Origin of the sequence: Mesorhizobium sp. M4A.F.Ca.ET.022.05.2.1 (assembly GCF_003998845.1) — a bacterium.
Taxonomy (GTDB): Bacteria; Pseudomonadota; Alphaproteobacteria; order Rhizobiales; family Rhizobiaceae; genus Mesorhizobium.
Map to the genome: position 1 here is coordinate 18,442 of NZ_RZOJ01000032.1, position 12,399 is coordinate 30,840.

Annotated in this window: 9 protein-coding genes and 1 pseudogene; 7 read left to right on the forward strand and 3 right to left on the reverse strand. The window is 60.1% G+C overall.

Features of this window, described 5'->3' with window-relative positions:
* Positions 1–156: 156 nt before the first annotated feature.
* From bioB to EN745_RS06285, 6 genes are all read left to right on the forward strand, one after another.
* Positions 157–1,125: a biotin synthase BioB gene (gene bioB / locus EN745_RS06260; RefSeq protein ID WP_245454882.1), complete on the forward strand. Its 969-nt coding sequence runs from the start codon at positions 157–159 to the stop codon at positions 1,123–1,125.
* On the forward strand, positions 1,122–2,261 hold the full coding sequence (locus tag EN745_RS06265) for an 8-amino-7-oxononanoate synthase (RefSeq protein WP_024505572.1): 1,140 nt from the start codon (positions 1,122–1,124) through the stop codon (positions 2,259–2,261). Before bioB ends, EN745_RS06265 begins: the two co-directional genes overlap by 4 nt.
* Positions 2,258–2,893, forward strand: coding sequence for a dethiobiotin synthase (gene bioD, locus EN745_RS06270; RefSeq protein ID WP_063169254.1), 636 nt, complete (start codon positions 2,258–2,260; stop codon positions 2,891–2,893). The genes EN745_RS06265 and bioD overlap by 4 nt, the downstream gene beginning before the upstream one ends.
* On the forward strand, positions 2,893–4,158 hold the full coding sequence (locus EN745_RS06275; RefSeq protein WP_126080683.1) for an adenosylmethionine--8-amino-7-oxononanoate transaminase: 1,266 nt from the start codon (positions 2,893–2,895) through the stop codon (positions 4,156–4,158). The genes bioD and EN745_RS06275 overlap by 1 nt, the downstream gene beginning before the upstream one ends.
* Positions 4,155–5,138 (forward strand): beta-ketoacyl-ACP synthase III, encoded by a 984-nt coding sequence (locus EN745_RS06280; RefSeq protein WP_126063924.1) that lies wholly within the window; start codon positions 4,155–4,157, stop codon positions 5,136–5,138. The genes EN745_RS06275 and EN745_RS06280 overlap by 4 nt, the downstream gene beginning before the upstream one ends.
* Before the next feature lie 173 nt (positions 5,139–5,311).
* Positions 5,312–6,955, forward strand: a complete 1,644-nt coding sequence (locus EN745_RS06285) for an MFS transporter (RefSeq protein WP_126063923.1) — start codon at positions 5,312–5,314, stop codon at positions 6,953–6,955.
* Between the two features lie 234 nt (positions 6,956–7,189).
* On the opposite strand, the pseudogene hemN reads toward EN745_RS06285, so the two are convergent.
* Together hemN and EN745_RS06295 are read right to left on the reverse strand one after the other, a co-directional pair.
* Positions 7,190–8,516 (reverse strand): annotated as a pseudogene (hemN, locus tag EN745_RS06290) (oxygen-independent coproporphyrinogen III oxidase).
* Positions 8,517–8,986: 470 nt separating this feature from the next.
* Positions 8,987–9,343 (reverse strand): hypothetical protein, encoded by a 357-nt coding sequence (locus EN745_RS06295; protein WP_024505577.1) that lies wholly within the window; start codon positions 9,341–9,343, stop codon positions 8,987–8,989.
* Positions 9,344–10,025: 682 nt separating this feature from the next.
* On the opposite strand from EN745_RS06295, the gene EN745_RS06300 reads away from it, so the two are divergent.
* Positions 10,026–11,165: a porin gene (locus EN745_RS06300; RefSeq protein WP_126063922.1), complete on the forward strand. Its 1,140-nt coding sequence runs from the start codon at positions 10,026–10,028 to the stop codon at positions 11,163–11,165.
* Positions 11,166–11,647: 482 nt separating this feature from the next.
* On the opposite strand, the gene EN745_RS06305 is transcribed toward EN745_RS06300, so the two are convergent.
* On the reverse strand, positions 11,648–12,399 hold a 752-nt coding region (locus tag EN745_RS06305; RefSeq protein ID WP_281034761.1), incomplete at its 5' end, for an SGNH hydrolase domain-containing protein.

A 12,399-nucleotide genomic window follows, 5' to 3' on the forward strand; every position in this document is an offset into this window, starting at 1 on the left:
CAACATCAGCTCGGCAGGCGTAGGAGGTGCTGGAAAGACGTGCCGCAGCTCGCCTTTAGCGAGTGCGCCCCAAAGCCAAGAAGGCGTACCGGACTAGCAAACAAAGGTTTGACGATGACGATTGGAATGAACTCGGAGTTCGACGTGAACCAGACCATGCAATCGGTCGATGGAACGCCTCCGCGATGGAACCGCAAAGAGGCCGAGGCCATCTACGGCATGCCATTCAACGATCTGCTGTTCCTAGCTCAGACGATCCACCGCCAGAACTTCGATCGAAACCGAGTGCAGCTGTCGCGGCTCCTTAGCATCAAGACCGGCGGGTGCCCCGAAGATTGCGGCTATTGCAGCCAGTCTGCGCATTACGAAACCGGTGTGAAGGCGTCGAAGCTGGTGGACGTCAAGCATGTCATCGACGAAGCGGCCATGGCGCGTGATGGCGGCGCAACGCGCTATTGCATGGGCGCGGCGTGGCGAAGTCCCAAGGAGCGCGACATGGAGGTTGTGGTCGCCATGATTGAGGGCGTCAAGGCCCTCGGCATGGAGACCTGCATGACGCTCGGCATGCTCGATCTTGAGCAAGCTGCTCGCCTGAAGCAGGCCGGTCTCGACTACTATAACCACAACATCGATACCTCTGAGCGCTACTATGGCGAGGTTATTTCAACCAGGACTTTTGCCGACCGGCTGGAAACGCTTGGGCACGTGCGCGCGGTTGGGATGAAAGTCTGCTGCGGCGGCATTGTCGGGATGGGAGAAGAAAAGACCGATCGCATCGACATGCTGGTCACGCTCGCGAACCTGCCCGAGCCGCCGGAAAGCGTGCCGATCAACATGCTTATTCCCATCGAAGGCACGCCGCTTGCCGCGGCCGACGCCATCGATCCGATCGATTTCGTCCGCATCGTTGCGCTCGCGCGGGTGATGATGCCGAAATCCTATGTAAGGCTGTCCGCCGGCAGGACGGCGATGAGCGACGAAACGCAGGCGCTGTGCTTCTTTGCCGGGGCCAATTCGATCTTTGTCGGCGACACGCTGCTGACGGCGGGAAATCCCGGCGAGGACAAGGATACCCTTCTGTTCCGGCGCCTCGGCATTGAGCCTATGGAACTCGCCACGCAATGAAGGAGGCAATTCTTGCCCGCTATGACGCAACCTTGCGGGGACTGGGGCGCAAGGACCGGTTGCGGACGCTCGCACCGCGCGCCGGGCTCGACTTCTCGTCGAACGACTATATCGGACTTGCCGCCTCCAAAAGACTGGGCGATGCGGTTTCGACGGCGATTGCGCGGGGCACGCCAGTGGGCGCCACCGGATCGCGGCTGTTGCGCGGCAATGCACCGGAACATGAGCAACTGGAGGCGGACGCAGCGGCATTTTTCGGAGCCGAGCGTGCACTGTTCTTCGGCAGCGGCTATATCGCCAACTTCGCTCTGCTGACGGCCCTGCCGCAGAAAGGCGACCTGCTGGTCCTCGACGAGCTCGCTCATGCCAGCATGCATGAGGGTGCCCAGGCCGGGCGCGCTGAGTTCAAGCTGGCCGCGCACAACGACGTCGACGCTGTCGAGGACGCAATCACCCGCTGGCGCGCCGAAGGCGGCATGGGGCGGGTGTGGATCGCCTTCGAAAGCCTTTACAGCATGGATGGCGACCGTGCGCCGATGGAGAGCCTGGTCGCGCTGGCTGATCGGTACCAGGCATTCATCGTCGTCGATGAAGCGCATGCCACCGGCGTCTGGGGACCGGACGGCCGGGGACTGGCCGCCGCGTATGAAGGCCGCGACAACATCGTCACGCTCCACACATGCGGCAAGGCGCTTGGCGCATCCGGCGCGCTCGTTACCGGACCGCGAACACTGTGCGACTATCTTATCAACCGGTGCCGGCCATTCATCTATGCGACCGCACCATCGCCGCTGATGGCAGTCGCGGCACGTGAGGCGCTGACTATTCTGTCTGACGAGCCTATGCGTCGTGCTCAGTTGCACGAGCGTGTCGCTTTCGCGAGCCGGCAATTGGCCGAACGCTGCGGCGTGATGCCCAGCGGTTCGCAGATCCAGCCGCTTGTGATCGGCGATAACAGCCGCACCATGGCGGTGGCGGCAGGACTGCAGGCACGCGGCTTCGACATACGCGGCATTCGCCCGCCGACAGTGCCTGAGGGTACGTCGCGCCTGCGCATTTCGCTGACTCTCAACGTCGACGAAGCCGACATTTCCGCCATGGTCGAGGCTCTCGTCGGAGTGTTGGCCACAGCATGACCAAACGCATCGTCGTCACCGGAACAGACACTGGAATTGGCAAGACAGTGTTTTCGGCCGGACTTGCCGGGCTGCTCGACGGCTTCTACTGGAAGCCGGTGCAATCGGGCCTCAACGAGGAGACCGACAGCGAGGTCGTCGCCCGGCTTTCCGGCTTGCCCGACGGACGCGTGCTGCCCGAAGTCTATCGACTGACGATGCCGCTGTCGCCGCATCGATCAGCCGAAATCGACGGCGTCGCGATCGAGGCCGACGATCTTTCATTTCCGGTCCTGCCGACACCGCTCGTCATCGAAGGCGCCGGCGGGCTGATGGTGCCGCTCAATCGACAGACAAGGTTCATTGACATATTCGAACAATGGCGGCTGCCGGTCATACTGTGCGCCCGCACCGCGCTTGGCACCATCAATCATACGCTGTTGTCGATCGAGGCCCTGAGAGCCCGCTCCATCCCGCTCATCGGCATTGCCTTCATTGGCGAAGAGGTGGCCGATACACAAAGGACAATCGTGGAATTCGGCGGCGTGCCGCAGCTGGGCAGGCTGCCGCACCTCGGTCCGCTGACGGGTGAAACGTTGAGAGATGCAATGATTTCCGGCTTCGACCTGGCCATGATTGCCGGAGGCGACTGATGGCGGAGTCTCGAGTCTGGCATCCGTTCACGCAGCACGCGCTAGAGCCCTCGGTCCCTGAAATCGTGCTGACTGAAGGCGCCTATCTCCACAAGGCCGACGGCTTCCGCATCCTCGATGCGATTTCTTCCTGGTGGGTCGTCACCCATGGCCATCGCCACCCCCGCATCATGAAGGCCATCGAGACGACCGCGTCGAGCCTCGACCAGATCATCTTCGCGGGCTTCACCCACGAGCCGGCCGAACGGCTGGCCGAGGCGCTTATCGGCATCGCACCCGCCGGCCTCGACCGGGTGTTCTATTCCGACAGTGGCTCCACCTCAGTCGAAGTCGCGCTGAAGATGGCGCTCGGCTATTTCCGCAACATCGGCGCGCCGCGTTCGCGCATCGCCGTCATGGAGCACAGCTATCATGGCGACACGATCGGGGCGATGAGCGTCGGCGCCCGCGGCGTCTTCAACGCCGCCTATGATCCTTTGCTGTTCGAGGTCGACGCCATCCCCTTCCCGGCCGCCGGGCGCGAGCAGGAAACGCTGGATCGGTTCGAGGCCGTTAGCCGCGACCGGCGCGCAGCCGCGCTGATCGTCGAGCCGCTGGTGCTTGGCGCCGGCGGCATGCTGATGTATCCGGCCTGGGTTCTTGCCGAATTGAAGAGGATCGCCGAAGCCTCCGGCACGCTGCTGATCGCCGATGAAGTGATGACCGGCTGGGGGCGCACCGGAACCATGTTTGCCTGCGAACAGGCGTCCGTCTCGCCCGACATCTTGTGCACCTCGAAAGGTCTGACCGGTGGTACCATCCCGCTGGCCGCCACGATCGCCACCGATGCCATCTTCCACGCTCACTTTTCGGAGGATCGCAAGAAGACGTTTTTCCATTCGAGCTCCTACACCGCCAATCCGATCGCCTGCGCGGCAGCACTTGCCAATGTCGAGATCTGGCGTGACGAGCCGGTGGCCGAGCGGATCGCGGTCTTGAGCGCGAGGCAGGCCGCCGGGCTGCAACGCTTCCGGGTCAATCCATATTTCACCGACTGCCGGACAACCGGCACCATCGCGGCACTCGACCTACGCACCGGCTCAGCCGGTTATCTGGCCGAGATCGGGCCAAAACTGCGCGCTTTTTTCCTTGAGCGGGGGCTACTTGTGCGCCCGCTCGGCAATGTCCTCTATCTTCTACCGCCCTATTGCATCACCAGCGACGAATTGGGCGGGCTCTATGACGCGATAGAGGAGGCCGGCGAACGCTTCGGCTCGCGGCCATGAACCTATCGTCGCGCGTTCTCGGCTTCGGCCATCATGCGCCGGCGCGCAAGGTCGAGAACCCGGAAATCGAAGACCGGCTCGGGCTTGAGCCCGGCTGGATCGAGCGGCGCACCGGAATTCGCTCGCGCTTCTGGGCAACAGACGAAGACACGCTGTCGGGCCTTGCCGCCTCTGCCGGCGACATGGCGCTGACCAATGCCGGTATCGACCGCGGCGACGTCGGTCTACTCTTGCTCGCCACGTCGACGCCCGATCACCTTCTGCCGCCAAGCGCGCCGCTGGTCGCACATCGGCTGGGGCTAGGCCGCGCCGGAGCGATCGACCTGACCGGCGCCTGCGCCGGCTTCATCTATGCGCTGATGTTCGCCGACGGGTTCACCCGCCTGCACGGCAAAGCGAGCCTTGTCATCGCCGCCAACATCCTCAGCCACCGCATCAATTTGGCCGAGCGCGCCAGCGCCGTGCTGTTTGCCGATGCCGCCGGCGCCATGGTGATCAGTCCTTGCGATGACCCGGATCGAGGCATTCTCGGCGCTTCGGTGGATTCCGACGGCTCGCGCTACGGGCTAATCCAGATTCCCGCCGGGGGAAGCAACACTCCGTTCCATGCCGACCTCGACCTCGCGCAGACACGGATGACGATCACTGACGGCCGTGAAGTATTCAGCAAGGCCGTGGAGATGATGACCGCCTGCTCGAGAGATGCGCTCACTGCTGCCCGACTGAGGCCGCAAGACCTCGATCGTTTCGTGCCGCATCAGGCCAATGCGCGCATTTTCGACGCGGTCGGCAGGAACCTCGGCATCGCTGATCACTCGATCGTCAAGACGATCGCCGAATATGGCAACTCTTCCGCCGCGACGATCCCGCTCTCATTGTCGCTGGCCCATCGGGCGCAGCCGTTTCGGCCTGGCGAGAAAGTCCTCTTGGCGGCAGCGGGTGCGGGTCTCAGCGGCGGCGCGCTTGTGGTGGGAATTTAGCAAAGCAATGCTTGCGCACAGGACTGCTCATGAATGAGACTATGAGAATGGCTCAATACGTAAATAGTCGCCGGCAAGCTCCATAGAGCTGGGTTCCGTGCGGTGCTCCGCGATGTCTAAGTATCGACCCGCTTGCTCAAATCGCAGCGCTCATCGAAGGCCAGCAATACCTCATGCAGAGCGAAAATCCTCAACCGCCCGTTTCAAAGACGCTCGCCCCATTTCGAAACAAGGTGTTTCGCTCAATTTGGGCGGCCACCCAGATTTCCAGCCTCGGTTGGCTAGTGCAAACGGTCGCCATCAGTTGGCTTATGGCAACGATTTCAGCGTCCGACCTCATGGTGGCACTCGTCCAGGCCGCATCCACATTGCCGGTGTTCTTCCTCTCAGTTTTCGCCGGAGCCATTGCCGACAACTTCAGCCGCCGGTGGGTGATGTTTGCGGGACACTGCCTGATAGCATCGGCGTCGACGACGCTGATGATTTCTGTGGGTCTGGGATTTGTCAGTCCTTGGCTGATTCTCGGGTTAGGTTTCCTGGCCGGCTGCGGCTTTGCCTTGAATGATCCGGCTTGGCACGCTTCGGTCGGCGATATCCTTCACAAACGCGACATTCCGGCCGCAGTGACGCTTATGTCCGTCGGATACAACATTGTGCGCAGCGTTGGTCCGGCCTTGGGGGGCGTGATCCTGGCCGTCTTTGGGCCGCTGGCCGCTTTCGCCTTGGCTGCGGTGAGTGATCTGGCGCCCATAAGCGCGATATGGCGCACCAAATGGGAGGTCCGCTCTTCGCCTCTCCCTCGTGAGAGAATGACGACGGCAATTCATGACGGAGTGCGCTTTACTGCGATGTCTTTGGAGATCAGGGCAGCGACCGCCCGAGCCGCTCTTTTCGGATTGGCAAGCATCTCCATTCTGGCGTTGCTCCCCCTCGTCGTCCGGGATCAGTTGAAGAGTGGGCCAATTGTCTACGGTATCTTATTGGCCGGCTTCGGCATGGGTGCTTTCATCGCGGGCATGGGCAACGGCTTCTTGAGGAAGGTCACGTCTCAAAACAGGCTGGTGGCCTTCGCCTCTGTGGCTTGTGCAGTCTGTTGCCTCTCCCTTGCCCTTACATCGTCGATTCCTGTGGCGGCCATTTCGCTGGCGCTCGGCGGAGCGGGTTGGCTTATCACCTGGACGGGCATTGACGTGTCGGTGCAGTTGGCAAGCCCAAGGTGGGTTGTAGGCCGCACGCTCTCCATTTACTACGCCTTGAGCGCAGGCGGTATGGCTGCTGGCAGCTGGATCTGGGGTTCTGTCGCGCAAAACTATTCCTTGACCTTAGCATTGGAGGGCGCCGCAGGCGCTCTGTTGCTGGTTGCAGCAGCGGGGATCGTGTTGCCGGTCCGTCCCTGGGAAGAAACCGATCAAGAAAGTTCAGTTTTTCATCCGCCGGACGTGGCTCTCGATCTGAAACCCAGAAGTGGCCCTATCGTGGCCAAGGTCGAGTATTTGATATCGGAGGAAAATATCGAGGCCTTTCTGGGCTCCATGCGCACGCGGCGACACGTCCAGAGCCGTGCCGGTGCACGAAACTGGACGCTCCAGCGAAATCTGCAAACACCGTCACTTTGGACGGAGACATTCCGCACCCCCACCTGGATGGACTTTCTCCGCCTAAATCATCGACTCACCGCAGCAGATAAGGAAGTCGCCCAGCATCTCCTGTCACTGCATGAAGGAGAGGTGCCTCCGCAGACAGTGCTTTCGATTGAACGGACGACCGAGGCAATTCGTACCCGTACCTCGACAATCTTTTCTCGTCCTCCAAGATGACGCCATCAAGCTGCTGTCCAGGGACAGGGTGGATCACCGGTGCTTTGCAGAGCACAGCCTCACACCGAGAGCAGCGTGCTCCGGGTTGTGCGCTTTCGCGCGCACCCAGGCGAGATGATGGTGAACGCGGCGTCAAGTGGAAGTCCCCTGCATACGCTTGCGGAGTCTTCTGCGAGAGCCCATGCCGACGAGCGCCAAACAAGGTTTGATGCCTTTCGGCGTCGTGGCCTCAACTCATCGATTCGCGAGAAAAGCATCGAATGCAGCAGCAACGGCGCGAACAACAAAGCGGTGCTCCGGCCGCACGCGGATGAAGCCGTTTTCGACGTCCAGGATCCCCTCCTCAGCCAGCGTCACCAAACTCTCAACTGAATCGAGAAAACGAGCTGGTTCGATTTCGTGGGCGGCACAGATGGTCGGCACGTCGGCCTCCAAATCGCACATCAGTCGCTCGATGATCGCTGCGCGCACCCGGTCATCGTCGGTCAGACGGTGACCCTTTGATGTCGCCAGACGTCCACTTGCGATGTGCCGGGCGTAAGAATCCCGTGTTACTTCGTTCTGAACATACCCCTCGCGGACTCGGCCAATAGCCGACGCGCCTAAGCCGATCACGTTTTGCAAGTATCGGCCGAGTATCCCAGCGAATTACGCCGTAGGCGCGCCCGGTCTTCTGCGCTAGCGCGAGTTCGTCGTCCGGCGGAGCGAAATGATCGAGCCCGATCTCCCGGTAGCCAGCGCCAACCAGTGTCTCGGCGACAGCTGCAGCCTGTTCGGCGCGAAGATCGCCGTCCGGTAGACCTGCCTGCTCGATAGGCGCTGGTTCTTTATCACGGAAGGAATATGCGCGTATCCGAACACCGCAAGCCGGTTGGGGCGCATGGCGACCGCAGCCATCGCGGTCTGGATGCAGGACTGCACAGTCTGTTTCGGTAGACCGAAGATGAGGTCGAAGTTGATATGGCCAACGCCATGCCGGCGGAGATTTTGGACTGCAGCGGCCGTCTGCACCTTACTCTGGATCCGATTGATCGCCTTTGCACATCGGGATCAAAGCTCTGCACGCCGATGCTCGCGCGGTTGACACCGTTAGCTGCCAAGGCTTCGGCCATTTCCGGTGTGAACGTTCGGGGATCGATCTCCACGGTGATCGCAGCAGTTTTGCTGAAAGCGAAGTGGCGGCGTAGAAATTCCATCAGCGCCAAGTGCTCGGCTGGCCCGATAAGGTGAGGCGTTCCGCGCCGAAATGCACATCGCTCACCGGCAGCCCTTGCCGCACTTGCTCCGACACCAAACTGATCTCCTGACGCAGCACCGCTAAATAATTAAGGATCGGGCCGTTGCGACGGATGACCGCGGTAGGGAAGCCGCAATACCAGCACATGGATCGGCAAAACGGAATGTGGAAATAGAGCGACACCGATTCGTCGGCCGGGAGGCCCCCCAGCCATTCCTCATAATCGTCAGCACCAACTGCCGCAGAGAAGTCTGGCACAGTCGGATAGATGGTATACCAAGGCGGCCGGGGGTCCCGGTACTTTGTCAGGATTGAGGTGTGCAAGGAGCTGTCATCCCACGTCGCTGATCCATCATTCTTTCGTTGCGCGCTCGTCCTGGTCTCTGACCTAAGTCAGTGCGTCCCGCTTATGTCGCAGTCTCGTTTGGACAGGATGGGGTCAACCACGCCGGGGAGCGCGCGTGCCATGGTTGCGCCTGAGGTGATGGTGCGGTGCCGCATTCAACGTCTGAGTAGTACGTGACGCCAGTGCAGTGTGCTTGAGGCGTCTGCGGAAGAACTTTGCAATGCGAAATTCATGTCCGACGCAACGGACCTGTCAAGCCTCGTTCAGACGCCATCCAGGTCCAGCCAGCGGCCTTCCCTGCCGGCCGAAAAACCATACCGGCTTTAGCCACCGAGACGCTCTAAAGCTGACGTCGGCTCATTTGATGAAAGGAGGACGCCGCTAGGGGGTGCACAAGGTTCCCCGGCTTGACGTCGCTTCGAGCGAAGAGCGGCGGTGTGGCTTGTCGTCAAGCGCCGGGCAGCGTGCCCCCTACCGATATCCCGAAAAGATCGACCAAGATGGCCATGCCGACGCCACACGCGGTCTGGATGAGGCCGACCATGAAAATGCGATTGGCGCGTTCGTAGATGGGGCGCCGCAAGGAACTCATGTCGAGCAGCATGGACAGCGCTCTCATCTGCAGTGCGATGCCGAGCAGGATCGGCACTACGGCGAACAGATCGTAGAGTTGCCATGGCAAGGGGTTCGCGGCCCAATGAGTGAGGAAGCCGAGCGAAAAGGCAAGCAGGATACCCACGGCAGTGATTGTGCCGTTGCGGAAAATGGTCTCGATCGGTTCTTCCTTCGGATCGTGCTCGTCCAAGCGGCTTCCTTTCGTTGCTCTTTCCGTCGAGACTAAGTTCTCGAGAATGCTGTTCATCGCCAATTACTCGAGGCGAGCCGTAGGCAGCCGTTTCAGGGTGCGCTCCCTCTCGCTTCCGGCCGCGCAATGTACCTGCACGGCGAACTTACAGCGGCGAAAAGGTGCTGCGGCCACCATGCGACGCCTCGGACGCGCACGCCCTCTGTTCCTGGCGCAGCCCTTGCGGAGCGTACGCGCAGTGATCCTTCTCGGTAGCGCATGGCGCGGCCTCCGTTGCGGTCAGACGGGAAGCCGTCGCTGTTAAACGAGACTGTCACATATCGAACATGGCGAACCGTGTCGCACATTGCTTTTCGCAGTGACCCTCAAAAAAAGTGATTCCAGCGAGACGAAGGCGCGTCGGCCCGATTTTGGTGTCGGCCGCATTTACGCTTCAGGTTGGCATGTCGCTTGCTGCTCTATTTCGGAGAGCTGCAGCGGTCCGACCGGAGTGTTTCACATGTAAACGATAATGAATCTCCTAACAGAAAACACTATTATAAGTACATGTGGCTTTTACGCTGGCTCACCTCTCGTGTCAAGCGCTTTGGCGTCCACATATTGGAGACAACACGCACAAAATTTAGAGGAAAAGCTTGCTCTTTCGCCTCTATCCTTTTTATTCCTTCATGGAGATCTAGACATGTACATCAAGAGTCCTCTTCTCGGCTTAACTGCTCTGATGACCGTTTCCGTCGGTCGAGCAGCTGGCGCCGAGCGGGAACCGGCCGAGTACATCAAGATCTGCGACGTCCTCGGCTCGGGATATTCCTATATTCCCAACACCGAGACCTGCCTGCGCATCGGCGGCTATGTCCGTTACGATATCGGCCTGGGTGACGTCCGATCGTATGACAGCGCAAGAACCTCGGACGTGAGAACTGGCGAGGACCAAGGCACTTGGCGAAACAGCACACGCTTCACGTTCAAAACTTGGACCGGCCAGCAGACCGAGCTCGGCGCGTTGACGACCTATACCGAAACCCACGTGAATTTTGGCAACAGCGCTAACTCGCATGACAGTCCTCAGAACTATGATTTCAACAGCGGCCTCGCACTGGCTTCTGCCTGGGTCGAGCTGGGAGGCCTGCGAGTTGGCAAGGAGGGGTCGGCCTTCGATACGTTTGTAAGCTACGCTGGCGACGTTCTCGATAGTATGCTCGTTCCGTCGGCCGGCTTCGACACCAACGTGGCTCAGTACCACTTCGACGCCGGCAACGGCATTTCGACTGTGATTTCGCTCGAACAAGGATCGGGCTCAGCCGGTACTATCGACAGCTATATTCCGCACGTTGTCGCCGGCTTGAAATACACGCAAGGCTGGGGCTCGATCACCGGCGTCGCGGCTTATGACAGCAATTACGAAGCTTTTGCCGGCAAGATCCGCGTCGACGTCGCTGTCACAAACCAGCTGTCGCTGTTTGGACTCTTCGGCTACGGTTCCAATGCCAGTCTCAACGAGGACTCAAACGGCGCAATTGCCAATCATGGGCGCGGCTCGTACAAAATCTGGAACGGCCAGTGGGCTTTCTGGGCGGGCGCCACCTACGAGTTTGACGAGAAAACTTCGTTCAACCTTCAGGTCTCGGGTGATCAGCTCAAGGATGCTGGTGTGGCTGCAAACGTCGCCTACATGGTCGTTCCCGGCTTCACGGTCACAGCCGAGGTCGATTACGACCACTACGGCAACTCTGGCCTCGGCCCTGCCGAGCCTACCGCCGTCAAGGGCACGAGCAAGCCGAACAGCGTCGGCGGCATTCTCCGCTTACAAGGCTCATTTTGAAATCTCTCCAGTCGCGAGCATGGCAAAGGCACTTGCCTCGACAACGCACGCATGGAGAGCTTCGTTCGCCATCTTGAAGTCTGCATCGACCGTCCACGGCCCATCGTACCAACTAGAAACTGAAAGTTATGAGCCCTGTGTACTACACCTAGCCCTTGACCTGCCCGATGAACCGGCCAGGGGCCGTCAGTTCAAATTCGGGGCCGCTTAGAGGGCAGTGTGAGGCCGTGTTAGGTAAGCGCCACTGCAATGTCGAGGCCGCGACACGCCTGTCGCTTTGGACGGCTGGAATTGCCCTTCGCGGCGCCATTCATTCTCTCAACATTTACGTGATAATGCACGCTGAGTCCGAGCCGCGTGGCAGCACCCATCCTAGGTCACTATCGGGGGGCCTTAAACCTGAACAGCTCCATCGTCGCGGCTGCTGCGGAAGCAGGAGCTATCACTGGGACCCGTACTGGTGCTTGTCAGCCGCTGAGCCGCTACTTCGTCTTAGGAAGAGCATTGTCCTTGCCAAAAGCCGGCCAGTATTTCGAGATTGCCAGTGTGGCGCCGGCTGAAGAGAAATGACCATAGTCGAAATATAAAAACTCTCCTCTATCGGAATAGGCGCAGCGTCCTGCGCTGCACAGGAATTTCAGCGGATCGATGAATGTGGCGCCTTTGGTAAATGAGCGCACACGTTCGTTGATGTCGGGGTCCATCGCGATCGGCCAGGACGTATCGTCCAGATTTTGGCGCTTGGCGAAGAACGCAATTTTCCGGACGTCAGTTGGGAACTGCGGAGACTGGCCGATGACAAACACGCGCACGCCCAGGGCACGAAGCGTAGCGATTGTTTGCTGAAGACCGTCGAAACCTCTGACCTCATAGTCACTCCATCTACCGCTGAGGATAACCGTCTTGATGTCCGCTTCCAAGATGACGTCCAAGGCCTTGCGATTGAACCGGACACAATCAAGACGATCGTAAGGGTAGTAATAGAGTATCGGCGCGCAGCTGGCGTACGTATATTCAACGATGTTCGCCTGCAATCGATTTATGTTAGCACCCAAGCCGGAAACATAGTGCGCGGCGAAGGAGTCGCCCCACAAAAAAACCGTTGTTGGAAAACCGCTGGTGCGCGTGCAATCCTCCATATTCCAGCTTTCGATCCGGCTGGTGCCCTCGTTGAAACAGATGCCATTCCTCCAGTCCCCGACGGAAATGCGCCGCTGGACATAGTCCGGAACCC

Coding starts and splice junctions, on each gene's coding strand:
- bioB (WP_245454882.1), top strand. CDS start 157: ATGCAATCGGTCGATGGAACGCCTCCGCGATGGAACCGCAAAGAGGCC.
- EN745_RS06265 (WP_024505572.1), top strand. CDS start 1,122: ATGAAGGAGGCAATTCTTGCCCGCTATGACGCAACCTTGCGGGGACTG.
- bioD (WP_063169254.1), top strand. CDS start 2,258: ATGACCAAACGCATCGTCGTCACCGGAACAGACACTGGAATTGGCAAG.
- EN745_RS06275 (WP_126080683.1), top strand. CDS start 2,893: ATGGCGGAGTCTCGAGTCTGGCATCCGTTCACGCAGCACGCGCTAGAG.
- EN745_RS06280 (WP_126063924.1), top strand. CDS start 4,155: ATGAACCTATCGTCGCGCGTTCTCGGCTTCGGCCATCATGCGCCGGCG.
- EN745_RS06285 (WP_126063923.1), top strand. CDS start 5,312: ATGCAGAGCGAAAATCCTCAACCGCCCGTTTCAAAGACGCTCGCCCCA.
- EN745_RS06300 (WP_126063922.1), top strand. CDS start 10,026: ATGTACATCAAGAGTCCTCTTCTCGGCTTAACTGCTCTGATGACCGTT.